The organism is Agrobacterium sp. 16-172Ci, assembly GCF_053522725.1.
Map to the genome: position 1 here is coordinate 1 of NZ_JBNWBW010000039.1, position 23,861 is coordinate 23,861.

The window sequence follows — 23,861 nt, forward strand, 5'->3', positions numbered from 1 at the left end:
GCTTCGCGTTTCCGCCGGTTGCTCCCACCACGCCATTTGGCTTATCAAAAACAGCCGAGGCTCTAATCGCAGCCGGATGAAACTTCAGTGGCAGGTCACGTGGGGCTTTGGGCGTGGTTTAGCAACCTCGCTTACGAGGCAGGTCGTTGCCAGATATTTCAATGGCTTGCTCCATTTTCCGCAGTCACCGTTGACTGCGAAAGCGAAAATGACCGGATTTCACCGGCGAATTATTAAAATCGGAAATTTTTTCGTCGAATTCTTGATTTTTCGGATCACGAAGTGTGGTCATCGACGAATGCCGCGCGAGCGGCTCTATTGCGGACATTCACAAACGGATGATGTCATCCGACACGATTTATACCGCCTTGGTATCCTGATCCGGTCAACAGCGACTAATTCGCCAATTCATATCGGCCAACGCATCAACGCTTCGCGGCCCGCATCGGTCAGGCCATAGATGCCTCGGTCGATCCGCTCGAACCAGCCATACACATTCGAGAGTAATATCCTGCCGGCATCGGGAGCGCTCGATCTCACATCGCGAACGCGTAACGGCCCTTCTGCCAAGGCTTTCGCACATCCAAGCGCTTGCTGGCGATATGCCGTCATGAGAGGCGTACGCGTGCTACCGCCGAGGACGGGATCACCCCTGCGTCTCTGGTGTTCGCGCACAAGCCGCGAGCGCCGTTTGGGATTTGTCCGCGGCATCGGGGATATCGAACTCACGATGACGTCGACATGGCCGCCTTCCGAGACAGCGAGCATTCCTATCCCCAGCCGTCGACAAAGATCGCGATAACGCTTGTCTTTTTCCCGCCCTTTGCCGCGGGCAGACATTTTCGCCGCGATCCACACCTCGTCCGATATCGATGCTCGATCAACCGCCTGGAGAATCAACTCGAGGTTAAACGTCAGCTTCAGTTCACAAATCACGATGACGGACGGATCATCGTCCCGTATGCCCACGAGGTCGCAACCGGCGATCTCTCCCTTCACCATATAGCCGGCCTTTTCAAGAAAGGCTTTCACAGGTTGATAAAGGGAGGTTTCCATAGCGGCACTCAGAAAAAGAATCGTCTGCCGACAATATATGGAAGACCACTCGGGATCACCATTCACCTTGGCATCGCCGATTCTGGGCCAAATGTAACGTAGCTAGAAAGGCGCTTGGCCGAATTGTTCCCTTTCTCGATTGAGGACACACCTATCGGAGCATTTCGACCTGACCAAGTGAAATAGCGACAAACCTACGGAGCGTAATCAACTATAACATTGTTTTTTTGCTGGGTTTTGCAGGAATTGGCGTCCACGAGAGGATTCGAACCTCCGACCCCAGGATTCATACCGCTTCGGCTTTCGCCGCCGTCCCGCCATTTGCCGGCAAGACGTTCGTGGTCTGGACTGTCCCTTCACCATGGGCCTTGCGGCCTTTAGGTGCTGCCCATCCAGTCTCTACACCTTCACCGGATTTCTCCGGAGCTTGGCTCGGGATTGGCATGCTGGAAGACCAGCGAAGCTTTCCCCGACTTTGAGCAGATCGATTGCGTCGTTTCCGGGCGCAACCCCCAATTTGTCTTAGGAATCCTGTGCTCTATCCTGCTGAGCTACGTGGACACTGAATTGCTCTTTAACCTGACCATGCCTGCGGATCAACCGCGTTCTTCATCGCGGTCGATCTCTTCCTCGGCTTTCTTCGCGTTGGCCCGCAATCAGCTCGTCAGGCGCTGTTCGGCCAGTTTCACCCAGTAGGAAATGCCGTAAGCGATGGCCTCGTCGTTGAAATCATAGCCCGGATTGTGGAGTCCTGCCGAATCGCCGTTGCCGATGAAGATGAAGCATCCCGGTCTTTCCTTCAGCATGAAGGAGAAATCCTCTCCCGCCATGGAAGGATCGACATCGGGGTCGACATTCGGTTCGCCTGCCACATCGCGGGCAACACGGATGGCGTGGTCGGTCTCGGCGGCGTGGTTGAAGGTCACCGGGCAATAACGCTCATAAACGACTTCCGCTTCCGCGCCGTTGGCAAGGGCAATACCTTCCGCCATCTGCTTGATGCGATCCTGCGCCAGATCGCGCACCGTTTCATCCAGGCTGCGCACCGTGCCGGCGATCAATGCTTCGTTGGGGATGATGTTGTGGCTGGAACCGGCCTGAAAGCGGGTGACGGAGACGACCACCGAGCGGATGGGGTCGGCATTGCGTGAGGCGATCATCTGCAGGTTGCCGACGATCTGCGCGCCGATGGTGATCGGATCGACGGTGCGGTGCGGCTGTGCCGCGTGGCCGCCACGGCCCTTGACGGTGATGGAGAACTTGTCCGGTGCAGCCATAATGCCGCCCTTGCGGATGGCGAAGGCGCCAAGCGGAATGCCCGGCATGTTGTGCATGCCATAGACCTCGTTAATGCCGAAACGCTCCATCAGGCCGTCCTCGACCATGGCAAGCGCGCCGGCACCCCCTTCTTCCGCCGGCTGGAAGATGACGGCGATGGAGCCCGCAAAATTGCGGGTCTCGGTGAGATATTTGGCCGCGCCAAGCAGCATGGCCGTGTGTCCGTCATGGCCGCAGGCATGCATGGCGCCCGCGGTTTTGGAGGCCCAGGGCTTGCCGGTTTCCTCTAAAATTGGGAGAGCGTCCATATCCGCACGAAAGCCGATGGTGCGATTGCCCGGAAGATTGCCCCTGATGATCCCGACCACACCCGTGCGGCCGAGACCGGTCACGATTTCGTCAACGCCGAAAGATTTCAGCTTCTCCGCAACGAAGGCCGCGGTGTTGTCGACATCATATAAAATCTCGGGATTTTCATGCAGGTGACGCCGCCATTCGCTGACTTCCTGCTGGAGTTCGGCGGCTCTGTTCAAAATCGGCATTCGTTCATTCCTGGGTTCATCGGTGCGGCGTGTCGTAAAATCCTATCCTCCGTGGTGGATAGTGCGCCGCATAATTGACGTAATCAATGTACTTTGCCATTGCTAGGACATATATGGTGAATATTGCCATTCCCCGACCGAAGACGGGAATTCGAGGACAAGCCTTGCCACAGACTTTTAAATCGCCAAACGCCGCCAGACGGCTTTCCGCAGCCGTTGCCATCATGACCGCAGGCCTCGTTGCCGCAGCACCCGTGGCAAATGCCAATCCGAAAATGGTGGTCGATGTCAAAACCGGCAAGGTGATTTCCCATCAGGAAGCCTTCCGCAAGTGGTATCCCGCTTCGCTCACCAAGCTGATGACCGCCTATATCGCCTTTTCGCAGATGAAGGCCGGCAAGATCAGCCCGCAGACGGAAGTGGTGATGAGTAAGAAGGCCGCCGATCAGCCGGCCTCGAAAATGTATTTCAAGCCCGGCCAGAAGCTGACGATGGATAGCGCTTTGAAGCTGCTGCTCATCAAATCCGCCAATGACATTGCCGTGGCGATTGCCGAGACCATCGGCGGCACCAGCGATAATTTCGTGGCGCAGATGAATGCGCAGGCGCAGCGGCTGGGCATGAGTTCCACCCGTTACATCAACGCCAATGGCCTGCCCGGCAAGGGACAATATACGACCGCCCGGGATCTGGCGCTGCTGGCGTTGATCATCAAGCGCGAGTTTCCGGAATATGCCCATTATTTCTCGCTGGAAGGCGTCAGCACCGGCAAGAAGAACTACGCCAATTTCAACATGCTGGTTGGCCGTTTCGATGGCGCGGATGGCATGAAGACCGGCTTCATCTGTGCCTCCGGCTTCAACCAGGTGTCGTCGGCCGTGCGCAATGGCCGCTCTGTCATCACGGTCGTGCTGGGTGCGGACAGCCTTGCCGGACGCACCGATCAATCGGCCGATCTGTTGCAGATGGGGCTGACGGCGCCTTCGGGCCAAGGCGTTTCGCTCGCCGCGCTGGCGCCCTATGGCGATACCGGCGATGTGAACGATATCAGCGCCGAAATCTGCAACCCGAAGGCCGCCAAGGTGCGCAGCGAAAGCCGCGACGAGGCTGGCCGCATGGTCATCCATTCGCCCTATGTGCAGGAAATGACCCGCCCGCCGGAATATTCCTTCGCCGGTCTCATTCCGGGCAGCGAGACGGTGGCGGTGAATGCCACCAAGGGAGCCGGCAAGGGCGAACTGGCCAACGTGCCGATCCCGATCCCGCGCCCGACATTCTGATGATCGATGAATGCCTCGAGGCCGAGCCTCGCCGTTGCAATGCGGTTTGTGTATTCGCAGGTCGATGATGTTATGATATTACAGTGTCGCTCGCGGCTTCCAGGCGCGGGCGATTTCTTTTAGCTTCATGCGGCTCCGGGTTTCGTGTCTTCCAGTGACCTGCCGGAGCGGCCATCAACACACAGGCAAATCATGTCTCGCGATCGCATCCCGGTTTCCATCATCACCGGATTTCTCGGCGCCGGAAAATCGACGCTGCTCAACCGGCTCCTCAAGGATCCGGCGATGAGCGATGCGGCGATCATCATCAATGAATTCGGGGATGTCAGCATCGATCACATGCTGGTCGAAAGTGCTGGTGAGGGCATTATCGAGCTGGCGGAGGGCTGCCTGTGCTGCACGGTGCGCGGCGAGCTGGTGGATACGCTGGCGGAACTGATGGACGGCATCCAGACAGGCAAGCTGAAGCCGGTAAAACGGGTGGTGATCGAGACCACGGGCCTTGCCGATCCCGCCCCCGTCATGCAGTCGGTCATGGGCAACCCGGTCATCGCGCAGAATTTCGTGCTGAACGGCATGATTACGGTGGTGGATGCCGTCAACGGCCTTTCCACGCTCGACAATCATCAGGAGGCGGTGAAACAGGCCGCCGTGGCTGACCGTCTGGTGATGACCAAGCGCGCGCTTGCCGATGCCGCCACGATTTCCGCGCTCACAGCCCGTCTACAAGCGCTCAATCCGCGCGCGACCATCGAGGATGGCGACAAAAACGAGTGGAGCGCTGCGGGGCTTCTCGACAACGGCCTTTACGATGCCGGCAGCAAGAATGCCGATGTCGGCCGCTGGCTGGGCGAAGAGGCGGTACACGATCACCACGATCATGATCACGGTCATGACCACCATCATGGCGATCACGACGACCACCACCATCATCACGATGTGAACCGGCACGATGCGTCTATCCGTTCCTTCTCGATCATTCACGATCAGCCAGTCAGCCCGATGGCGATCGACATGTTCGTGGATCTGCTGCGCTCGGCACATGGTGAAAAGCTCCTGCGCATGAAGGCCATCGTCAAGTTGTCGGATAATCCGGCCCGGCCGCTGGTGCTGCATGGGGTGCAGAATATTTTCCACACGCCGGAGCGCCTCGCGGCGTGGCCGGACCCGGCTGATCAGCGAACCCGCATGGTGCTGATCACGAAGGATTTGCCGGAGGCTTTCGTGCAGGACCTGTTCGCAGCCTTCACAAGCGCACCGGGCATCGACCGGCCGGACAGGCAGGCGATGACGGATAATCCGCTGGCGGTTTCGGGGTTGCGGTTTTAGGGCGTGTCGTGATGGTCCAGGTCGGTGGGTGTGGTTCACCCCCCTCTGTCCTGCCGGACATCTCCCCCTCAAGGGGGGAGATCAGTTGCGGCGACCGCTCGTTTTCTCACAAGCTCTGCACTTCGGGCTGCTGCATCGATAAAGATGTGCGGAGCAAGCCGCTTGTCGATCTCCCCCCTTGAGGGGGAGATGTCCGGCAGGACAGAGGGGGGTAACCACGGCTGAGGACGTTGAAACGTCGTATACTACGACCCCTTCACAATGCGAAACCGATGCCCCTTATCCAGCGCAGTGGTTTCCACCAGCCTATGCCCATCCTCATTGCACATATGCGTAATATCGATCACCGCCAGCGGATCGGTCGTCTCGACGGTCAGAACATCTCCCGCCTTCAGGGTTGCGAGTTTCTTGCGGCTTCTCAAAACCGGAAGGGGGCATTTAAGCCCCCTCAAATCATAGACGATCTCGGCCGTGTCGCTCATTCCTTGGCCCAGAACTTCCAGAATGGCTTCTTTTCCGGCGCTTCGGGTGCGGGTGCTGCGGAATAGGCAAGCGGGTTCATGGTCGGAACCGGAACGCTCTGGGCGGCAGCTCCGGTCTGGCCGGCTGCTGCGGGGGCAGCCGAGGCAACCATCGTCGGTGCTGCCGGGGCCGGGTTCGATTGTGGTGCCGTGGCGGGCTGGACAGCCGAAGGGCGTGGGCCGCGCAGGGCCGAGGCGGTTGCGGTCGTGGCCGGTGAGGAAGACGTCACCTGCTGCGCCTTCTTCTCCATCAGCGCGGCATATTCCGTTTCTTTCATCAGCTTGCCGGCCTTCAGCGCCGAGCCGGTCGGGGCATAGGCGGGCTCGCGGCCCTTGCGCTTTTCGGCGACCAGCGCCTTGCGCTCGGCTTCGCTCGGGTCGTACCAGGCCATGCCGTCATATTTCTTCATCGCCTTTTCATAGGCGAGATCATAGGTCTTCTCGTAGCTCGAAAGCGCGCTGACGAGCGCCGGCGGTGTGCTCATGGCCGGGCATTGGGCGGAGGCGTTGAAGCTGCCGCCTTCCGTCTGCTGGTTGAAGACATATTTCTTCTCGCAGACATTCACTTCCGGCGGGCGCTTGGTCACTTCGAAATTGTCGTAACCGACCTTCAGCATCTTCCAGAATTCGAGATGTTCGCTCTGGCGGTGGCGGGCCATGTTTTCCGCCGTCATTCGGAACGGGAAGGCCTGCAGCTGCACGGTCTTCTGGCCGCCCTTGAAGGCGTCACGGGCAAAACCGTAAATTTCAAGAATCTGCGCATCCGTCATCGAATAACAGCCGGAGGACGAGCAGGCGCCATGGATCATCAGATTGGTGCCGTTGCGGCCATTGGCGGCATCGTAGCGGTTCGGGAAACCGGTATTGATGGCGAGATAATATTTCGAGTTCGGATTGAGATGCGCGGGCGTCAGGTTGTAGAAACCTTCCGGCGCCTGCCGGTCGCCTTCCTTCACCTTCGGGCCGAGTTTGCCGGACCATGCGCAAATCTCGTAGCTGGCAATCTTCTCGAAACGGTTGTCGCGCCTGGCTTTCCAGATTTCCAAGGCACCTTCTTCCTTGAAGATGCGGATCATGATCGGCGAGGTGCGGTCCATGCCCCTTTTGTCGATCTCGGCCAGAATGGCCGGAGACAGCGGGTAATCGACCTTGTTCTTGACGTGGGAGACGTCGCGTTCAACGGTTTCGAGCGTATCGTTGCAGCCGGCAAGAACGAGCGCGGTGCAGGCAAGAAGTGCAAAATGTGTCAAACGCATGATCTGATCCGAAAGACGATGGCACGAAGCGGCGGCAGTTCTACACCGTCCCGTGTGTATTTTAAATACGGTATTAACCGTTTACATCTTCTTAACTCAAATCGTACCCGCCCCGCGGCCGCCGATACATCTTTTGATGTGACCGGACTATGGCCGAGTTGGGGCAATATTCAAGGAAAATAAGGCCGGAGTCAGATTGTTTCGGCTTTTCTTCGAACCGCCAAAACAATCTGACTCCTTCTTTTGACGCATTTTCCGGACGCAAAACCGCTGCGCACTTTTACTGGAAATGCTCTAGAGATTCCGGCCAATATCCAGGAACTTCTGGCGGCGTTCAGCGCGCAGCTGTGTGCCGGAACGCTGGGAGAGATCGGCCAGCGCCTTGGCGATGACATCGCCGGTCGCACCGATCACGGTTTCCGGAGCACGGTGTGCGCCGCCGATCGGCTCCGGAATGATTCCGTCGATGACGCCGAGCGATTTCAGATCTTCCGAGGTGATCTTCATATTGGTTGCGGCTTCCTTGGCGCGGGTCGAATCGCGCCAGAGGATGGAAGCGGCGCCTTCCGGCGAGATCACCGAGTAGATGGCGTGTTCGAGCATGTAGACGCGGTTGCCGGTGGCGATGGCGATTGCGCCGCCCGAGCCGCCTTCGCCGATGACGACGGAGACGATCGGCACCTTCACGTTGAGGCACATTTCCGTCGAGCGGGCGATGGCTTCGGCCTGGCCGCGTTCTTCCGCGCCGACGCCGGGATAGGCGCCTGCGGTATCGATGAGGGTGATCACCGGCAGCGAGAAACGGTCGGCCAGTTCCAGCACGCGGATTGCCTTGCGGTAACCTTCCGGGCGCGGGCTGCCGAAATTATGCTTCAGGCGGCTTTTGGTGTCGTTGCCCTTTTCCTGGCCGATGATGGCGACGGGCTGACCGTTGAAGCGGCCGAGGCCTGCCTGAATGGCGGCGTCTTCGGCAAACTTGCGGTCGCCGGCCAGCGGCGTGAAATCGGTGAACAGCGCCTTGGCGTAATCGACGAAATGCGGACGCTGCGGATGGCGCGCGACCTGCGTTTTCTGCCAGGCGTTGAGCTTGGAATAGATGTCCTGCATCGCGTCGTTGACGCGCGATTCCAGACGGTTGATCTCCTCCGAGGTGTCTATGCTCTCGTCTTCATCGGCAAGCTTCTTCAGCTCGATGATCTTGCCCTCAAGGTCCGAGATAGGTTTTTCGAAGTCGAGATAATTGTGCATGAGATCCGTTTCCGATCGTTTTGCGCAAGGTTTGACCGGATTATCCGGCGGTTCCGGTCGCTCTAATCAAGGTTTTTGCCCTGTTTGGCAAGGGGGTGATGTGTTTGTACCAGCTCTTGCAAGCGTTCTTCCAGCACATGTGTATAGATTTGTGTCGTGGAAATGTCGGAATGGCCGAGCAGTTCCTGCACCGCGCGTAAATCCGCGCCGTTCTGCAGAAGGTGGCTGGCAAAGGCGTGGCGCAGCACATGCGGCGATATCGCAGACGGGGTCAGGCCCGCACGGATGGCGATGTCCTTGAGGTCGCGGGCAAAGACCTGGCGGGGCAGGTGGCCTTCCTTGCCGTTGGAAGGAAACAGCCACGGGCTTTCCAGCGTCTCCGGTTTTTTCTGCGAAGCGGCCGCCCTGCTTTTCGCCGATGCGACCGCCTTTCTGGCAGCCTCGTATTTTTCCATCGCCTCGATGGCGGCGCGGGAAAGAAGAACCATGCGGTCCTTGTTGCCCTTGCCGCGTATCATCAGGAAGCGGCCTTCCTGACGCAGCACCTTGACCGGCAGCGAGACAAGCTCACTGACACGCATGCCGGTGGAATAAAGCAGTTCGAGCAGCAGATGCATGCGGATGCGCGCCATCTGGCCGGGACCGGATGTGGCGGCTTCCTGCGCGGCAAGGCTAAGAAGCCGGTTCACATCGGCGACGCTCATCGTTTTCGGTAAGCCGAGACCTTTTCTCGGCGCATCGATGATGCCGGTCGGGTCGTCGCCGCGCAGCCCTTCCGAATAGAGAAAACGATAGAATTGTCGCATGGTGGAAAGACGTCGCGCCTGTGAGGTTGCGGCAAAACCCTGAGCGGAAAGATGGGTCAGATAGGCGGAAAGGTCAGGCGTCTGCGCTTCCGTCAGGGTCTGGCCGCGACGGCCGAGAAATTCGCGCAGGTCAGCAAGGTCGCGCTCATAGGAAGAGAGCGTGTTGGGGGCAGCCCCGCGTTCGGCACTCATCATTTCCAGAAAACTTTCCAGCCGCGCGCCGTCGCGCCCTCCTGCCGGTCCGCTCATGGGGTGCGCCTTGCCGGTTCGGTAGACGGCGGGTTCAGCCGCTCGGAAGGGATGCGTACCGTCACTTCGCGGTCGCGCGGTTTGACGACCATGACGAGCAGCACCATGCCGCCATAGATCAGCCCCGCGATGGTCGCCAGTATCATCGTGAAGCGGAAGAGGGTGGGCATGGCGGCTCCGTGCAGGTGGCGGTCGAAACGTATATGCGGTGCGGCGAAAGCGGCGACAAGATCAAAATGCCCGCTCCGCTCCATGCCGCATGCGGCGATGATTGTGATTCACCGCAATTCAGTCAGCAATTTGGCTTGACGCTTCGTAAACATTTGCAGATATCCATGCCAAACGGGCTTTCAAATCTATGAATGAAACGAATTTATCCGTCCCGGCCACACTCGGGGAGCAAGCGCGGGCAAAGCTCGGACGGCGCAACATCGTCTTCGTCGGGCTGATGGGGGCTGGAAAGTCGGCGGTGGGCCGCATGGTAGCCCAACAGCTCAGGGTGCCGTTCATCGATACGGATGTCGAAATCGAGCGCGTTTCGCGTATGACGATATCGGAACTTTTCGCCACCTATGGCGAGGAAGAATTCCGGGCGCTGGAAACGCGGGTCATCAAGCGGCTGCTTCGCGGCGGCCCCAAGGTCATCTCCACCGGCGGCGGCGCCTTCATCAACGACAATACCCGCCGGCACATCACGCGCGGCGGCATTTCATTGTGGCTGAAGGCCGATCTCGAGGTGTTGTGGGAGAGGGTCAACAAGCGCGACCACCGCCCGCTTCTCAAGACCGAAAACCCCAAAGCCACGCTGGCGGCCCTGATGGAGAAGCGTTATCCGATCTATGCGGAAGCGGATCTGACCATCGAATCCCGCGATGTCCGCAAGGAAATCATCGTGACAGAAGTGCTGGCCGCCATAGCCGGCATCGAACAGAAAGACTGATCCCCATGACGCCTTCCGAAATCCACGCCGATGAACGTCTCGTGCATGTGCCGCTCGGCGAGCGCGCCTATGACATTCTGATCGGGCCGGGCCTCATCGGCCGTGCGGGCGGCGAAATTTCGGCGCGGCTGAAGGGCCGGCGCGCGGCCATCATAACCGATGAACATGTCGCGCCGCTCTATCTCGAAGGCCTGATGGACGGGCTGCAGACGGATGGCATCGAGGCGGTTTCGCTGACTCTGCCTGCCGGCGAAAAGACCAAGAGCTTCGAGCATCTGGTCACCGTCTGCGATGCGGTTCTGGCAGCAAGAGTAGAGCGTAACGATGCGGTGATCGCGCTTGGTGGGGGCGTGATCGGCGATCTCGCGGGTTTCGCAGCCGGCATCGTGCGCCGTGGCGTGCGCTTCGTGCAGATACCGACCTCGCTTCTGGCGCAGGTCGATTCCTCTGTCGGCGGGAAGACGGGCATCAACAGCCGCCATGGCAAGAACCTCGTGGGCGTGTTCCACCAGCCCGATCTGGTGCTGGCGGATACGGCCGTGCTCGATACGCTGAGCCCGCGGGAATTCCGCGCCGGTTATGCCGAAGTGGTGAAGTACGGGCTGATCGACAAGCCGGATTTCTTCTTCTGGCTGGAAAAGAACTGGGATGAAATCCGCACCGGCGGCCCCGCCCGCATTCAGGCGATTGCGACGAGCTGCCAGGCGAAAGCCGATGTGGTGGTGGCCGACGAGAAAGAAAACGGCGTGCGCGCCCTTCTGAACCTCGGCCATACATTCGGCCATGCGCTGGAGGCGGCGACCAATTACGACAGCAAGCGGCTGGTGCATGGCGAAGGCGTCGCCATCGGCATGGTGCTGGCGCACCAGTTCTCCGCCCGCCTCAACCTCGCAAGCCCGGACGATGCCGCCCGCGTCGAAGCGCATCTGAAGGCCGTCGGCCTGCCAACGACGATGAAGGATATCCCCGGCGAGTTGCCGCCGGTGGAAACGCTGATGGCGGCAATCGCGCAGGACAAGAAGGTCAAGGGCGGCAAGCTCACCTTCATCCTCACCCACGGCATCGGCCAGTCCTTCGTGGCCGATGATGTTGCGGCGTCCGAAGTGCAGTCCTTCCTGTCGGAAAAACATCCGGGGTGAGATGTTGAGCGATACGGTGAGGGCGCCCCCTCATCGCCTCGCTTCGCTCCGGCACTTCTCCCCGGCGGGGAGAAGAACAAGCCATGATGGCAATGCCATACGAGACAGCGTTGGTTCAGCTTAGATTAAGGTCAGAGCTTTGAGCTCGGTGCTGCCGCCCGGTTTCTTCTCCCCGCCGGGGAGAAGGTGGCCCGCAGGGCCGGATGAGGGGGCTTGCTCGAGGTTTAAAACCGCACCGCTTCCCCCGGCGCCGCCGCCTCAATCGCCAGTGCATGCAGGCCGGCATCGAGTTCCGGCTTCAAAAGCGCGTTGATCGCCCGGTGGCGCTCGACGCGAGACTTGCCGGAAAAGCTTTCCGACACTATCTGAACACGCATATGCGTCTCGCCCGTGCCGGTCATATCCGGCTGGTGGCCGGCATGCATCAGGCTTTCATCGACGACCCTCAGGCGCTCCGGTGAAAAGCTTTCCCGAAGCTTCGTTTCTATGCGTTCTCGCAGGGACATGCGACGGGCTCCATTCTCGTTGGCTGGTCTTGAAGGGGGCTACCTAAAAGCCAGCAACATTCCGCTTTGTCAATTCTTGTTGTGCGGCTTTTCGCACCCCATAATCAGGGCATCATGAAACTGGATTCGAAATATTTCGATCGCATCCGCACGCGCCGGAAAAGGGAGAGGGAACCTGAGGTTCAGGCCCCGACCTGCCAGTGGGACGGATGCGACAAGCCGGGTATTCACCGGGCACCTGTCGGCCGCAATGCCGAGGGGCAATTCTTCCTGTTCTGTTTTGAGCATGTGAAGGAATACAACAAGGGCTATAATTATTTTTCCGGCCTGTCCGACAGCGAGATCGCCCGTTATCAGAAGGAAGCGATCACCGGCCATCGCCCCACCTGGACGGTGGGCGTCAACAAGACGGCGCGCGACAGCCCGCTGCACTCTACGCTGCGTTCCGGCACGGCAAGCGGAAACGCCCGTATCCGCGATCCTTTCGGCTTCGCCGGCGGTTTTGCGGGCGGCGCAAGGGCAGGCGGCACCCGCATGCAGCAGGACCGAAAATTGAAGACGCTGGAGGCAAAAGCCTTCGATACGCTCGGTCTTTCTTCCACCGCAAAGCAGGAAGACATAAAAAGGCGCTACAAGGAGCTTGTCAAAAAGCACCATCCTGATGCTAATGGTGGCGATCGTGGTTCGGAAGAGCGTTTTCGGGCTGTTGTTCAAGCATATCAATTGTTAAAGCAGTCAGGTTTCTGCTAAGCCAACTTATGTGTTTACCGCCTGATTGATGATGTGGCCGGGTGGCTGCCGCCCGCCTTGGAGACGTGATGAGCAAAATCGACCTTGATATTTCCAACCTGCCCGACACGACGGTGTCCGTGCGGGAGGTTTTCGGCATTGATACGGATCTGCGGGTTCCCGCCTATTCCCAGGGCGACGCCTATGTGCCTGACCTCGATCCCGACTATCTTTTCGATCGCGACACGACGCTTGCGATCCTTGCCGGTTTTGCTCACAACCGACGTGTCATGGTCTCCGGTTTCCACGGCACGGGTAAATCCACCCATATCGAGCAGGTGGCCGCCCGCCTGAACTGGCCCTGCGTGCGCGTCAACCTCGACAGCCATGTCAGCCGTATCGACCTCGTCGGCAAGGACGCCATCGTCCTGAAAGACGGCAAGCAGGTCACCGAATTCAAGGACGGCATTCTGCCCTGGGCCTACCAGCACAATGTGGCGCTCGTTTTCGACGAATATGATGCCGGCCGCCCGGATGTCATGTTCGTCATCCAGCGCGTGCTGGAATCCTCCGGCCGCCTGACCCTGCTCGACCAGAGCCGCGTCATCCGTCCTCACCCGGCCTTCCGCATTTTCGCAACCGCCAACACCATCGGCCTTGGTGATACGACCGGCCTTTACCACGGCACGCAGCAGATCAACCAGGCGCAGATGGACCGCTGGTCCATCGTCACCACGCTGAACTACCTGCCGCATGAGCAGGAAGTGAACATCATCGCCGCCAAGGTGAAGAGCTTCGACAATCCGAAGGGCCGTGAAACCGTCTCGAAGATGGTACGCGTGGCCGATCTCACCCGTTCGGCTTTCATCAATGGCGATCTTTCCACGGTCATGAGCCCGCGTACCGTCATCACCTGGGCGGAAAATGCGGAAATCTTCGGCGATCTCGCCTTTGCCTTCCGCGTAACCTTCCTCAACAAGTGTGACGAGCTGGAGCGCACGCTGGTGGCCGAGCAATATCAGCGGGCTTTCGGCGTCGAGCTGAAGGAAAGCGCTGCGAACATCGTTCTCAGCGCCTGATAGTCCCCGGCTTGTCCGGAGAAGATCACCGATGACTTGAAGACGCCGGTGGGGCGCGCGATCTTCCGATCGCGTGCCGCAGGCGCCGACAAATGACAGGAAAGACAATGGCAGGGCGCGGCGACAATTCCAGAGCAAAACCGGGTACGGCGGTCGATACGGAGCCGTTGCGTCAGGCGATTGCCGGATGCGTGCGATCCGTCGCCGGCGATGCCGAAGTCGAGGTCGTTTTCGCCAATGAGCGGCCGGGTCTCGCCGGCGAGCGCATGCGCCTGCCGGAAATTTCCAAGAAGCCGACCGCGCAGGAAATCGCCATCACGCGTGGCCTCGGTGATTCCATGGCGCTGCGTCTTGCCTGCCATGATGCCGATACCCACGCCGTGATGTCGCCGCAGGGCGCTGAAGCGCGGCTGATCTTCGATGCTGTCGAACAGGCGCGCGTGGAGTCGATCGGCGCGCTGCGCATGCCGGGCATGGCCTCCAACATCCATGCCATGAACACGGAAAAATACGCCAAGGCCAACTTCGCCGGCATCAACAACAAGGATGATGCACCGCTTGCCGAAGCCGTTGCGCTGCTGGTGCGCGAGAAGCTGACGGGTGAGAAGCCGCCGGAAAGCGCCGGCAAGGTTGTCGATCTGTGGCGCGATTTCATCGAGGACAAGGCGGCCGGCGACCTCAAGGATCTTTCGAACGTCATCACCGACCAGAAGGCGTTTTCGCGGCTTGTGCGCAAGATGCTGACCTCCATGCAGATGGCGGAAGATTTCGGCGACGAGGATAACGAGCCGGAAAGCCAGGAAGCGGAATCCAACGAGGACCAGCCGCGCACCAACGAGACCGAAGAAGAACAGGTCGAGGAAGAGGCCGGCTCGGACGCGACCCCTGCCGATGAAAACGAGGCCTCGCAGGAGGAGATGGAAGAAGGCGAGATGGACGGCGCCGAGATGTCGGACGAGGAAATGTCCGACGATCTCGACGAGGATTCCGAAACGCCCGGCGAAACCCGCCGTCCCAACAGCCCCTTCGACGATTTCAACGAGAAGGTCGATTACCGCATCTTCACCCAGGAATTCGACGAGGAAATTCACGCCGAGGAACTGTGCGACGAGGCCGAGCTTGACCGTCTGCGCGCTTTCCTCGACAAGCAGCTCGCTCACCTTCAGGGCGCGGTCGGGCGCTTAGCGAACCGCCTGCAGCGCCGCCTGATGGCGCAGCAGAACCGTTCCTGGGATTTCGATCTGGAAGAGGGCTATCTCGATCCGGCCCGGCTCGTCAGGCTCATTATCGATCCCATGCAGCCGCTTTCCTTCAAGAAGGAGCGCGACACCAAGTTCCGCGATACTGTGGTTTCCCTCGTCATCGACAATTCCGGCTCGATGCGCGGCCGTCCCATTACCGTGGCTGCCACCTGCGCCGATATTCTGGCGCGCACCCTGGAGCGCTCGGGCGTGAAGGTGGAAATTCTGGGCTTCACCACCAAAGCCTGGAAGGGCGGGCAATCGCGCGAACAGTGGCTTGCCAATGGCAAGCCGCCATCGCCGGGCCGTCTCAACGATCTGCGCCACATCATCTACAAGTCGGCGGACGCTCCTTGGCGGCGCGCGCGGCGCAATCTCGGCCTGATGATGCGCGAGGGCCTGCTGAAGGAAAATATCGACGGCGAAGCGCTGATGTGGGCACATAACCGCCTGATCGGCCGCCCCGAGCAGCGCAAGATCATGATGATGATCTCGGACGGTGCGCCGGTGGACGATTCGACCCTGTCGGTCAATCCGGGCAATTATCTGGAGCGGCACCTGCGCGCCGTCATCGAGCAGATCGAAACGCGCTCGCCGGTGGAACTGCTGGCTATCGGTATCGGCCACGACGTGACGCGCTATTATCGCCGCGCCGTGACCATCGTAGATGCGGACGAGCTGGCCGGCGCGATGACCGAGCAGCTTGCGGCGCTCTTCGAGGATACGAGCGGCGCTTCCGGTTCGTCCCGCAGGGTTCGTCGTGCGGGATAAGCGGGGCCGGGCTTCTTCCGTCTGCAAAACGCTTGCGATGGCCGCCATTCTGGCGGCCGCATCGCTATGTCCGGTTTCCATCGGCGCTTCCACCATCGATGTACCGGTGAGCGTGCGTCTGCTCTCCTCTTTCGAAGTCGGCACCAGCGAAAAACGTTTCGGCAAGCTGGAATTTATCGGCGGCATGGTGATGAGCGCGCCGGAAAAGCTGTTCGGAGCGATCTCCTCCATCCGTTTCCGCCCCAATGGGGAGGATTTCGTTGCGGTGCTGGATACCGGCCATTGGCTGACGGGCAGGGTCTTGCGTGACGCTCGCGGTGCTTTGTCCGGGCTTGCCGATGCCCGCATCACCCCCATGCTGGACATGAGCGGGCGCGAACCGCCGCGCAAGATGGAGATGGATGCGGAAGGGCTGGCGCTGCGCGACGGCAGGGTTTTCGTCAGTTACGAGCAGCGCCACAGGATCGATATCTATCCCGATCCGGGCTTCGCCACCTCAAAGCCGCTCAACCGCCTGCCATATCTCATCCCCAGCAACGAGTTGCGCCATAATGGCGGCCTGGAGGCTCTCGCGGTATCGCCGGCCGATTCGCCGCTCGCCGGCGCTCTGGTCGTTGTGGCTGAAAAAAGTATCGACACGGACGGCAATCTTCTCGCCGCCATACTGGAAGGTCCGCGCAAGGGCACATTTGCCGTTACGCATCATCCGTCATTCGACGTGACGGACGGCGCGTTCCTGCCCAATGGCGACCTGCTGCTTCTTGAGCGCCGCTTCAATTTCGCTGAAGGTGTGGGCATGCGCATCCGCCGCATCCGTGGGGCCGATATCCAGCCGGGTGCGGTGGTGGATGGCGAAATTCTCATGGAAGCCGGCATGGCCTACCAGATCGACAATATGGAAGGCATGGATGTGGTGAAGGGGTCGGACGGCTCGACGCGCCTCATCATCGTTTCCGATGACAATCACTCGTTCCTCCAGCGCAACCTGATGCTGGAATTCAAGCTGGTGGAGTAAAATCAGGCCTGCTGCTGCTGTGCCGCCTTGTAGGCTGCCATCAGGTCCTCGACGGGAATGCCGTCGATCTTCATGCCGGTCATCCGGCATGACGTTATCTGCGCACCGGACAGGTTTGAGTTGGTCAGTTTCAGACCGGAAAAATTGACGTCGTCGATCGACCAGCCGGACATGTTGTTATCCGTGAACGACGCGCCTGACAAATTGATATTATTGAAGCTCGCCCCGGAAAGATTGACATTGTCGAAGACCGTGCCGGATAGATTGACGTCGTTGAAGGTTGAGCCTGAAAGCGTGGCGCTGGCGGCCTCCACGATGTCTATAACGTCCTTGATCTGCATGTCGACCTGCCTCCGCGCTGTGCCACGGACGACAGACTGCAATGCTGACGGCTGGCTTGCAAGCGCGATTTGATCCGCGCTTGCCCGGCCTCAAACGCGGCCCGTTTTGACGGCGCCCGGCATCGGCTTCAGCGTGTTCATCAGCGCGCCGTAGGGCAGGAGCATGACGAGGCCGACGAGAACCTTCACCGAGAGATCACCCAGCGCCCAGGAAATCCAACGGGGCGCTTCCACGGCGAAGACACCGAGGATGGGAGCGTTTTCGATGGCGAAGGCGTCGTTGGGGCCGACGAAGGAGAAGCTTGCCGCAAAGGCGATGGAGAAGAACAGGGCCGTATCCAGCACCGATCCCAGCATGGAGCCGGCGAGCGGCGCATGCCACCAGCGCTGGCGGCGCAGGCGGTTGAAAACGGAAATATCCAGCAACTGGCCAATCAGATAAGCGGTGCCGGAAGCGACGGCGATGCGCGGAATGGATGTCCAGAAGGACAGCGTGACCCCGACGACGAAGCCGGCAAGCACGACGCGGCGCGCGATGGAGGGGCCGAACTGGCGGTTGGTCAGGTCCGTGACGAGGAAGGCGATGGGATAGGTGAAGGCGCCCCAGGTCAGAAGGTCGCCCAGATTGACGCCGAACAACGAGCCGGAAAGCGGGTATTGCACCAGAATATTGGAAGCGACGACGACGAGCGTCATCAGCAGAACATAGATGAGCGTATAGCGCAGATAGGGCATTTTTTTATCCTGGGTGATGCCACCAGTTGGAGCCAAGCATCGGAGGAAAACGTCTCAAACGGTTTTCGCAAACCCGATGCAACTAAAATCTGGAACAAACAAAAGGCTTGAGCGGCAAAGCCATTCAAGCCTTCTGAATTCAGATGATGTCGAAACTGCTATTAAGCAGCTTCGGCCGTCTTCTTGGCGATCTGGCGGCGCAGGAGACGAGCGCGCATGCTCAGTTCGTTTTCGCCGGACTTCAGAAGGAAGGCATCGAGGCCGCCACGGTGTTCAACGGAGCGCAGAGCGGCTGCGGAAACACGCAGGCGGAAACGCTGGCCGAGAGCATCGGAGATCAACGTGACCTGGCAGAGGTTCGGAAGGAACCGGCGCTTGGTCTTGTTGTTGGCGTGGCTGACGTTGTTGCCCGTCTGGACGCCCTTGCCGGTCAATTCGCATACACGGGACATGGGTACACCTATTTCGTTTCGTCTGTTTCACCACTGGCTCGCCACCGGCAAAACCGGGGTGGCAATCCAACTGGCCATGATTGGAAAGTTGCGGTTCTATAGTCAGACGAGACTTAACAGTCAAGCCGCTCGCGATCAAATGAAAGGAAATTCCGGCGTTTTCAACCGGCATCCGCTTTTTTATTGCCACAAGTCAGCGTATATGATCGCCCGATAAGGCCGCTTCCGCGCCTCTTTTAAGGTGATATCGAAATGATTGCCAGAGGAAAAAGCATTTTCGTGGCCGCGACAATAGCGTTAACGGGCGTCTCCCCCTCGCTCGCCGCCGAAGCGCGCCACACAAGCGAATACAGCATCAATCTCGGCATTTTGCCGATTGCCAAAGCGAGTTTCTCGACTCGCATGGACGGACCGAATTATTCGATTTCCGGCTCCTTCAGCGCCGCCGGCCTTGCCAGCATCCTCAAGGATATTTCCGGCAAGACGACCGTTTCCGGCGCCAAGCGCGGCCACCGGCTGCAGGCCAACGAATATTCGCTGGTCTATAAGGACGGCAAGCGGGTGCGCACCTATGACGTCGTCTATCGCAACGGCAACGTCACATCGACGACGGTGAAGCCTGAGCCGAAAGCCCGGCCGGACAACTGGGTGGACGTGAAGGACCGCGACCTGCGCTCGGTTCTCGATCCGATCTCCGGCCTCATCATTCCCGCGGGCGGCCGCATCTGCCCGACTCGCCTGCCGATCTATGACGGCGAATCGCGACTCGATCTGGTTTTGAGCTCCAGCGGCACCAAGCCGTTCAAGACCAACGGCTTTAATGGCGACGCCATCGTCTGCAAGGCGCGGTATGTGCCGAAGTCGGGCTATCGGCAGGGGCGCAAGGACATCGAATATCTGAAATCCATCTCCATGGAGATCTGGTTCGCCAAGTCGAACAACATGGATGTCTATGCGCCTGTTTATGCGATCATTCCGACCCGGGTGGGGCAGGTCTATATTACCGCGACGAAATACGGTGGCTGAGGCAATTACGGCGCATCGCCCGGCGACCAGCCGGGCTCTGCCATAACGAAGCTCGAAAAGGCAAAGCCCGGCGAGACGGTGCAGCCGACGAGCGTGAAGTCCCCGAGGCTTTCGGCCGATTGCCAGCAATTGGCGGGAACGATGACCTGCGGGCGCTCGCCTTCAAGAACGGCGGGGCCGAGCGTGAAGGTCTGCACTTCCCGGCCGTCCTGCGAAAGATGCAATGCGATGGGCGCGCCGGCATAATAGTGCCAGACCTCCACTGCATCGGTGACCCGGTGCCAGTGCGAGCCGTCGCCCTTTTCCAGAAGATAATAGATCGCCGTCGAATGGCCGCGCTCACCGCCCGCCTTATCGCGGAACGTCTGGTGGTAAAAACCGCCCTCGGGATGCGGCTCCAGCCCCAGTTCGCGAATGATCGCCTGCGCCGATATGTCCGTTCCCATCAGAAATTGTCCTTGCGTGTGCGGATTTCCGCGAAAACATCGGCATCGGTGGCGCTTTCAAGGCCAAGATATTTGCGAATACCGGCATCGGCCACCCGCATATAGGGATTAGTCTGTTTTTCGAGCCCGATGGTGGTGGGAATGGTGAATTCATTCGCCTGCCGCGCCTTCTCGATGTGGTCCGCGCGCTCGCTCAGCACAGCATTCTCCGGATCGACGGTGAGGGCGAAACGGGCGTTCGTCAGCGTATATTCATGGCCGAAATAAACCTTGGTCTCATCCGGCAGCGCCATGAGTTTCTGGAAGGAATGCCACATATCCGCCGCCGGACGTTCGAACAGGCGGCCGCAGCCCATGGCAAACAGCGTATCGGCGGCGAACAGCAGCCCGTCATCGGGCAGATAATAACAGATATGTCCCGCCGTATGGCCGGGCGTGCCGATGACCTGTACGCGGCGGCCGGCGAATTCGAATTCGTCGCCATCGGCCTGCGAACGGTCGAGACCGGGGATCGCAACCGCCTCGTCGTAGGGGCCGTGAATTTCGCAGCGGAACTTGTCTTTCAGGGCCAGATTGGCTTCCACATGGTCCTGATGGTGGTGGGTGGTGAAGATATGGGTGAGCTTCCAGCCGTGGCCGTCGAGCGCCTGCAGGATAGGTCCTTCTTCCGGTGCGTCTATGGTGGCTGTCGCGCCGCTTTCGGGATCGTGCAGGAGAACCCCGAAATTGTCGCTGCGGCAAAGAAAGACGTCTATTTCCAAAGGTTTCATCTTATCCTCTCCATTTGCCGGCCAAAACCGGCGCATCGCCCGCCTGACCTTCTATGTAAGGGCAGACGCCTTGAAGTCCAACCGCCTGATGCTACATTCTCGCCCATGAATACCGATATCGTCGATCTGCGCGAATTCTATCACTCTCCGCTTGGCCGCTCGGCCGAGCAGGCGATCACCATGGCGCTTTCGACGCTGTGGCCGCCCTTGCCGGAAGAGCGGCTGGTCGGGCTCGGCTATGCCGTGCCGTTTCTGGAGCGGTTTCGTCGCGATACGGAGCGCACATTCGCCTTCATGCCGGCGGGGCAGGGGGCGGTGAACTGGCCGGCGGGCGAGCTGTCTTCCACGGCGCTGGTTTTCGATGAGGAATTGCCGCTGCCTGATGCGTCGATAGACCGGGTCTTGATGGTGCACGCGCTGGAATTTGCCGAAAATCCGCGCGAAAGCCTGAAGGAACTGTGGCGGGTGCTGGCGCCCGGCGGCCGTCTGGTGATCGTGGTGCCGAACCGGCGCGGCGTCTGGGCGCGCATGGAACATACGCCCTTCGGTTCCGGAAGGCCCTATTCGCGCGGACAGCTGACGGCGCTTTTGCGCGAAACCAATTTCACGCCGGGCGCCACCGCCGAGGCGCTGTTCTTCCCGCCCACCACCAGCCGGCCGATACTGAAATTCCGCCGTTATCTTGAACATACCGGCCGCCGGCTGTGGCCGCTTTTTTCCGGTGTCATCGTGGTGGAAGCCCAGAAGCGTCTCTATCAGGGATTGCCCGTCACCCAGCGCGCCTCGCGTCGCGTTTTTGTGCCGGTGCTGGCCCCGCAGGGGGTGCCCACCACCCGCACTGCCGCAGGCCAAGGAAAGCCGCGCTGACCCTCGACAAAGCGCCCATTCCGGTCTAATGCCTCCGGCATTGCTTTTGCCGGGTTCTCCGGCGCTTTTCCAAAGGTCGATCAAATGAGTGCAGAGCTTAGCCAACCTGTTCCGCGTCCGGGTATTCTGGATATCGCCGCTTATGTTCCGGGCAAGGAACATGTGGACGGCCTCGCGAAGGTTTATAAGCTCTCCTCCAATGAGACACCGCTTGGGCCGAGCCCGAAGGCGATAGAGGCTTTTGGCGCTGCTGCCAGCCATCTGGAAATCTATCCGGACGGTCAGGCGATCGCGCTGCGCCAGGCGATTGCCGACGTGCACGGTCTCAACATCGCGAATATCATGTGCGGCAACGGTTCGGACGAGCTTCTCGGCCTGCTTTGCCACGTCTATCTGGGCGCTGGCGATGAGGCGATCATCACCGAACACGGTTTCCTCGTTTACAAGATCCAGATCATGGGTGCGGGCGCGACCCCGGTGACGGTGAAGGAAAAGGATTGCGCGGTGGATGTGGATGCGATCCTCGCCGCCGTGACGCCGAAGACCAAGATGGTTTTCGTCGCCAATCCGGGCAATCCCACTGGCACCTATGTTCCCGTCGCGGAAATCCGCCGCCTGCAGGCCGGCCTGCCGAAACATGTCGTGCTGGTGCTGGATGCGGCCTATGCCGAATATGTGCGCAAGAACGACTATGAGGCCGGGCTGGAGCTGGTTTCCGGCAACCGCAACGTGGTGATGACGCGAACCTTCTCGAAGGTCTATGGCCTCGCTGCCTTGCGCGTGGGCTGGATGTATGGTCCGGCCGCTGTCATCGATGCATTGAACCGCGTGCGCGGCCCGTTTAACATGAGCGCGCCGGCCATCGCGGCGGGTGCTGCGGCAATCCGCGATCAGGCCTTCGTAGAGAAGGCGGTGGCGCATAACGCGCTGTGGATGGAAAAGCTGGTCACGACCTTTACCGGCCTCGGCCTCACCGTCACGCCATCGGTCACCAATTTCATCCTCATCCATTTCCCGGATCAGGACGGCAAGCGTGCGGCGGATGCGGACGAGTTCCTGAGCCGCCGCGGTTACATTCTGCGTGCGGTACGTGGTTACGGTTTCCCGAATGCGCTGAGAATGACCGTCGGTTCGGAGGAGGCCAATCTCGGCGTCATCGCGGCCCTCACCGAGTTCATGGGGCAGGCGTGATGGCTGAGATCATGTTTGAACGCATCGCGCTGATCGGCATCGGCCTGATCGGCTCGTCGATTGCCCGCGATATCAAGGAGCTGGGGCTTGCCCGCCATGTGACCATTTCCACCCGCAGCGAAGATACGCTGAAACGGGCGGAAGAACTGGCGCTTGGCACGGATTATACCGTCTCGGCGGCGGAAGCGGTGAAGGATGCCGATCTCGTCATCGTTTCCGTGCCTGTCGGTGCTTCCGAGAGCGTTGCGCAGCAGATCGCGCCACATCTGAAGCCGGGCGCCATCGTTACCGATGTCGGCTCCACCAAGGCTTCGGTCATCGCACAGATGGCGCCGCATATGCCTGACAATGTGCATTTCATTCCCGGCCATCCGCTGGCGGGTACGGAAAAATCCGGCCCGGATGCCGGTTTTGCCGGTCTCTTCCGCGACCGCTGGTGCATCTTCACGCCACTGCCGGGCACGGATGCGGAGGCTCTGGAAAGGCTGAAGGATTTCTGGCGTGCGCTCGGCTCCCGCGTGGATGAGATGGATGCCGAACACCACGACAAGGTTCTGGCGATCGTGTCGCATCTGCCGCATATCATCGCTTACAATATCGTCGGCACGGCGGATGATCTGGAGACGGTGACCGAATCGGAAGTCATCAAATATTCCGCCTCCGGTTTCCGTGACTTCACCCGTCTTGCCGCCTCCGATCCCACCATGTGGCGCGATGTCTGCCTGCATAACAAGGATGCGATCCTTGAGATGCTGGCGCGGTTTTCCGAAGACTTGGCGTCCCTGCAAAGGGCGATCCGCTGGGGAGAGGGCGACAAGCTGTTCGAACTGTTTTCCCGCACCCGCGCCATCCGCCGCTCCATCGTGCAGGCGGGCCAGGATGTCGACGCACCGGACTTCGGCCGTCACGCGCTGGACCAGAAGAAATAAATCGCCGCTGGCGACAGTCATGGCCGGATTTGATCCGGCCATCAGACCGCTGGCAAAGTGTCAGAGCTTTGCTTTCGTCATCCTTGGGCTTGTCCCAAGGATCTAAACACATCAACACA

At 59.9% G+C, this 23,861-nt stretch carries 25 protein-coding genes; 12 read left to right on the forward strand and 13 right to left on the reverse strand.

All coding sequences use genetic code 11. The features are described from left to right. Positions 1–408 precede the first annotated feature (408 nt). Positions 409–1,056 carry a DUF2161 domain-containing phosphodiesterase gene (locus ACQZ40_RS24275; RefSeq protein ID WP_104679708.1) on the reverse strand — a complete coding sequence of 216 codons (648 nt, stop codon included), beginning with the start codon at positions 1,054–1,056 and terminating at the stop codon, positions 409–411. 656 nt (positions 1,057–1,712) lie between these two features. Continuing rightward, positions 1,713–2,876 (reverse strand): M20 aminoacylase family protein, encoded by a 1,164-nt coding sequence (locus ACQZ40_RS24280; protein WP_149742967.1) that lies wholly within the window; start codon positions 2,874–2,876, stop codon positions 1,713–1,715. Between the two features lie 224 nt (positions 2,877–3,100). Here ACQZ40_RS24280 and ACQZ40_RS24285 point away from each other — a divergent pair, with 224 nt between their 5' ends. Together ACQZ40_RS24285 and ACQZ40_RS24290 are read left to right on the forward strand one after the other, a co-directional pair. Further along, the gene (locus tag ACQZ40_RS24285; RefSeq protein WP_161988025.1) at positions 3,101–4,156 is read left to right on the forward strand and encodes a D-alanyl-D-alanine carboxypeptidase family protein; all 1,056 of its coding nucleotides are present in this window, start codon (positions 3,101–3,103) and stop codon (positions 4,154–4,156) included. A 192-nt stretch (positions 4,157–4,348) separates the two neighbouring features. Further along, positions 4,349–5,485 (forward strand): CobW family GTP-binding protein, encoded by a 1,137-nt coding sequence (locus ACQZ40_RS24290; protein WP_448748800.1) that lies wholly within the window; start codon positions 4,349–4,351, stop codon positions 5,483–5,485. 245 nt (positions 5,486–5,730) lie between these two features. Here ACQZ40_RS24290 and ACQZ40_RS24295 read toward each other — a convergent pair whose 3' ends face one another. From ACQZ40_RS24295 to ACQZ40_RS24315, 5 genes are all read right to left on the reverse strand, one after another. Continuing rightward, the gene (locus ACQZ40_RS24295; RefSeq protein WP_142846587.1) at positions 5,731–5,967 is read right to left on the reverse strand and encodes a sulfurtransferase TusA family protein; all 237 of its coding nucleotides are present in this window, start codon (positions 5,965–5,967) and stop codon (positions 5,731–5,733) included. Next, positions 5,964–7,262, reverse strand: coding sequence for a L,D-transpeptidase family protein (locus ACQZ40_RS24300; protein ID WP_448748801.1), 1,299 nt, complete (start codon positions 7,260–7,262; stop codon positions 5,964–5,966). The genes ACQZ40_RS24295 and ACQZ40_RS24300 overlap by 4 nt, the downstream gene beginning before the upstream one ends. Positions 7,263–7,556: 294 nt before the next feature. Continuing rightward, positions 7,557–8,510 carry an acetyl-CoA carboxylase carboxyltransferase subunit alpha gene (locus ACQZ40_RS24305; RefSeq protein WP_125144929.1) on the reverse strand — a complete coding sequence of 318 codons (954 nt, stop codon included), beginning with the start codon at positions 8,508–8,510 and terminating at the stop codon, positions 7,557–7,559. Between the two features lie 62 nt (positions 8,511–8,572). Further along, positions 8,573–9,565, reverse strand: coding sequence for a site-specific tyrosine recombinase XerD (locus ACQZ40_RS24310; RefSeq protein WP_448748802.1), 993 nt, complete (start codon positions 9,563–9,565; stop codon positions 8,573–8,575). Further along, the gene (locus tag ACQZ40_RS24315; protein ID WP_035239639.1) at positions 9,562–9,735 is read right to left on the reverse strand and encodes a hypothetical protein; all 174 of its coding nucleotides are present in this window, start codon (positions 9,733–9,735) and stop codon (positions 9,562–9,564) included. The genes ACQZ40_RS24310 and ACQZ40_RS24315 overlap by 4 nt, the downstream gene beginning before the upstream one ends. Before the next feature lie 188 nt (positions 9,736–9,923). Here ACQZ40_RS24315 and ACQZ40_RS24320 point away from each other — a divergent pair, with 188 nt between their 5' ends. Then, positions 9,924–10,505 carry a shikimate kinase gene (locus tag ACQZ40_RS24320; protein ID WP_035262338.1) on the forward strand — a complete coding sequence of 194 codons (582 nt, stop codon included), beginning with the start codon at positions 9,924–9,926 and terminating at the stop codon, positions 10,503–10,505. A 5-nt stretch (positions 10,506–10,510) separates the two neighbouring features. Then, positions 10,511–11,644 (forward strand): 3-dehydroquinate synthase, encoded by a 1,134-nt coding sequence (gene aroB / locus ACQZ40_RS24325; RefSeq protein ID WP_078051976.1) that lies wholly within the window; start codon positions 10,511–10,513, stop codon positions 11,642–11,644. Between the two features lie 224 nt (positions 11,645–11,868). On the opposite strand, the gene ACQZ40_RS24330 is transcribed toward aroB, so the two are convergent. Further along, a complete protein-coding gene (locus tag ACQZ40_RS24330; protein WP_065656776.1) occupies positions 11,869–12,150 on the reverse strand; it encodes a BolA family protein in 282 nt (93 codons plus the stop codon). Positions 12,151–12,264: 114 nt separating this feature from the next. Here ACQZ40_RS24330 and ACQZ40_RS24335 point away from each other — a divergent pair, with 114 nt between their 5' ends. From ACQZ40_RS24335 to ACQZ40_RS24350, 4 genes are all read left to right on the forward strand, one after another. Then, positions 12,265–12,900, forward strand: coding sequence for a J domain-containing protein (locus tag ACQZ40_RS24335; protein WP_059755848.1), 636 nt, complete (start codon positions 12,265–12,267; stop codon positions 12,898–12,900). Between the two features lie 68 nt (positions 12,901–12,968). Then, positions 12,969–13,958, forward strand: coding sequence for a cobaltochelatase subunit CobS (gene cobS / locus ACQZ40_RS24340; protein WP_004445672.1), 990 nt, complete (start codon positions 12,969–12,971; stop codon positions 13,956–13,958). A gap of 107 nt (positions 13,959–14,065) precedes the next feature. After that, the gene (cobT, locus tag ACQZ40_RS24345) at positions 14,066–15,970 is read left to right on the forward strand and encodes a cobaltochelatase subunit CobT (protein WP_448748811.1); all 1,905 of its coding nucleotides are present in this window, start codon (positions 14,066–14,068) and stop codon (positions 15,968–15,970) included. A 37-nt stretch (positions 15,971–16,007) separates the two neighbouring features. Further along, complete coding sequence (locus ACQZ40_RS24350) at positions 16,008–16,985, forward strand: esterase-like activity of phytase family protein (protein ID WP_220317650.1); 978 nt, start codon at positions 16,008–16,010, stop codon at positions 16,983–16,985. 2 nt (positions 16,986–16,987) lie between these two features. On the opposite strand, the gene ACQZ40_RS24355 is transcribed toward ACQZ40_RS24350, so the two are convergent. The 3 genes from ACQZ40_RS24355 to rpmB form a co-directional block, all read right to left on the reverse strand. Continuing rightward, positions 16,988–17,326 (reverse strand): pentapeptide repeat-containing protein, encoded by a 339-nt coding sequence (locus tag ACQZ40_RS24355; protein ID WP_448748803.1) that lies wholly within the window; start codon positions 17,324–17,326, stop codon positions 16,988–16,990. 90 nt (positions 17,327–17,416) lie between these two features. Further along, positions 17,417–18,061: a queuosine precursor transporter gene (locus ACQZ40_RS24360; protein WP_125144925.1), complete on the reverse strand. Its 645-nt coding sequence runs from the start codon at positions 18,059–18,061 to the stop codon at positions 17,417–17,419. A gap of 161 nt (positions 18,062–18,222) precedes the next feature. After that, complete coding sequence (rpmB, locus tag ACQZ40_RS24365) at positions 18,223–18,513, reverse strand: 50S ribosomal protein L28 (protein ID WP_003509888.1); 291 nt, start codon at positions 18,511–18,513, stop codon at positions 18,223–18,225. 252 nt (positions 18,514–18,765) lie between these two features. Here rpmB and ACQZ40_RS24370 point away from each other — a divergent pair, with 252 nt between their 5' ends. Next, positions 18,766–19,539 carry a DUF3108 domain-containing protein gene (locus ACQZ40_RS24370; RefSeq protein ID WP_448748804.1) on the forward strand — a complete coding sequence of 258 codons (774 nt, stop codon included), beginning with the start codon at positions 18,766–18,768 and terminating at the stop codon, positions 19,537–19,539. Positions 19,540–19,544: 5 nt separating this feature from the next. On the opposite strand, the gene ACQZ40_RS24375 is transcribed toward ACQZ40_RS24370, so the two are convergent. Together ACQZ40_RS24375 and gloB are read right to left on the reverse strand one after the other, a co-directional pair. Next, on the reverse strand, positions 19,545–19,985 hold the full coding sequence (locus ACQZ40_RS24375; RefSeq protein ID WP_448748805.1) for a cupin domain-containing protein: 441 nt from the start codon (positions 19,983–19,985) through the stop codon (positions 19,545–19,547). Beyond that, entirely contained in the window at positions 19,985–20,755 is a 771-nt protein-coding gene (gene gloB, locus ACQZ40_RS24380) for a hydroxyacylglutathione hydrolase (protein ID WP_448748806.1), read from the reverse strand. Before gloB ends, ACQZ40_RS24375 begins: the two co-directional genes overlap by 1 nt. Positions 20,756–20,860: 105 nt before the next feature. Between gloB and ACQZ40_RS24385 the strand changes: the two genes are divergently transcribed. From ACQZ40_RS24385 to ACQZ40_RS24395, 3 genes are all read left to right on the forward strand, one after another. Further along, on the forward strand, positions 20,861–21,622 hold the full coding sequence (locus ACQZ40_RS24385; RefSeq protein WP_078051970.1) for a class I SAM-dependent methyltransferase: 762 nt from the start codon (positions 20,861–20,863) through the stop codon (positions 21,620–21,622). Between the two features lie 84 nt (positions 21,623–21,706). Continuing rightward, a complete protein-coding gene (hisC, locus tag ACQZ40_RS24390; RefSeq protein ID WP_448748807.1) occupies positions 21,707–22,813 on the forward strand; it encodes a histidinol-phosphate transaminase in 1,107 nt (368 codons plus the stop codon). Beyond that, the gene (locus ACQZ40_RS24395) at positions 22,813–23,742 is read left to right on the forward strand and encodes a prephenate/arogenate dehydrogenase family protein (RefSeq protein WP_125144921.1); all 930 of its coding nucleotides are present in this window, start codon (positions 22,813–22,815) and stop codon (positions 23,740–23,742) included. The genes hisC and ACQZ40_RS24395 overlap by 1 nt, the downstream gene beginning before the upstream one ends. The last annotated feature ends 119 nt before the right edge of the window (positions 23,743–23,861 follow it).

Coding starts and splice junctions, on each gene's coding strand:
- ACQZ40_RS24275 (WP_104679708.1), bottom strand. CDS start 1,056: ATGGAAACCTCCCTTTATCAACCTGTGAAAGCCTTTCTTGAAAAGGCC.
- ACQZ40_RS24280 (WP_149742967.1), bottom strand. CDS start 2,876: ATGCCGATTTTGAACAGAGCCGCCGAACTCCAGCAGGAAGTCAGCGAA.
- ACQZ40_RS24285 (WP_161988025.1), top strand. CDS start 3,101: ATGACCGCAGGCCTCGTTGCCGCAGCACCCGTGGCAAATGCCAATCCG.
- ACQZ40_RS24290 (WP_448748800.1), top strand. CDS start 4,349: ATGTCTCGCGATCGCATCCCGGTTTCCATCATCACCGGATTTCTCGGC.
- ACQZ40_RS24295 (WP_142846587.1), bottom strand. CDS start 5,967: ATGAGCGACACGGCCGAGATCGTCTATGATTTGAGGGGGCTTAAATGC.
- ACQZ40_RS24300 (WP_448748801.1), bottom strand. CDS start 7,262: ATGCGTTTGACACATTTTGCACTTCTTGCCTGCACCGCGCTCGTTCTT.
- ACQZ40_RS24305 (WP_125144929.1), bottom strand. CDS start 8,510: ATGCACAATTATCTCGACTTCGAAAAACCTATCTCGGACCTTGAGGGC.
- ACQZ40_RS24310 (WP_448748802.1), bottom strand. CDS start 9,565: ATGAGCGGACCGGCAGGAGGGCGCGACGGCGCGCGGCTGGAAAGTTTT.
- ACQZ40_RS24315 (WP_035239639.1), bottom strand. CDS start 9,735: ATGCCCACCCTCTTCCGCTTCACGATGATACTGGCGACCATCGCGGGG.
- ACQZ40_RS24320 (WP_035262338.1), top strand. CDS start 9,924: ATGAATGAAACGAATTTATCCGTCCCGGCCACACTCGGGGAGCAAGCG.
- aroB (WP_078051976.1), top strand. CDS start 10,511: ATGACGCCTTCCGAAATCCACGCCGATGAACGTCTCGTGCATGTGCCG.
- ACQZ40_RS24330 (WP_065656776.1), bottom strand. CDS start 12,150: ATGTCCCTGCGAGAACGCATAGAAACGAAGCTTCGGGAAAGCTTTTCA.
- ACQZ40_RS24335 (WP_059755848.1), top strand. CDS start 12,265: ATGAAACTGGATTCGAAATATTTCGATCGCATCCGCACGCGCCGGAAA.
- cobS (WP_004445672.1), top strand. CDS start 12,969: ATGAGCAAAATCGACCTTGATATTTCCAACCTGCCCGACACGACGGTG.
- cobT (WP_448748811.1), top strand. CDS start 14,066: ATGGCAGGGCGCGGCGACAATTCCAGAGCAAAACCGGGTACGGCGGTC.
- ACQZ40_RS24350 (WP_220317650.1), top strand. CDS start 16,008: ATGGCCGCCATTCTGGCGGCCGCATCGCTATGTCCGGTTTCCATCGGC.
- ACQZ40_RS24355 (WP_448748803.1), bottom strand. CDS start 17,326: ATGCAGATCAAGGACGTTATAGACATCGTGGAGGCCGCCAGCGCCACG.
- ACQZ40_RS24360 (WP_125144925.1), bottom strand. CDS start 18,061: ATGCCCTATCTGCGCTATACGCTCATCTATGTTCTGCTGATGACGCTC.
- rpmB (WP_003509888.1), bottom strand. CDS start 18,513: ATGTCCCGTGTATGCGAATTGACCGGCAAGGGCGTCCAGACGGGCAAC.
- ACQZ40_RS24370 (WP_448748804.1), top strand. CDS start 18,766: ATGATTGCCAGAGGAAAAAGCATTTTCGTGGCCGCGACAATAGCGTTA.
- ACQZ40_RS24375 (WP_448748805.1), bottom strand. CDS start 19,985: ATGGGAACGGACATATCGGCGCAGGCGATCATTCGCGAACTGGGGCTG.
- gloB (WP_448748806.1), bottom strand. CDS start 20,755: ATGAAACCTTTGGAAATAGACGTCTTTCTTTGCCGCAGCGACAATTTC.
- ACQZ40_RS24385 (WP_078051970.1), top strand. CDS start 20,861: ATGAATACCGATATCGTCGATCTGCGCGAATTCTATCACTCTCCGCTT.
- hisC (WP_448748807.1), top strand. CDS start 21,707: ATGAGTGCAGAGCTTAGCCAACCTGTTCCGCGTCCGGGTATTCTGGAT.
- ACQZ40_RS24395 (WP_125144921.1), top strand. CDS start 22,813: ATGGCTGAGATCATGTTTGAACGCATCGCGCTGATCGGCATCGGCCTG.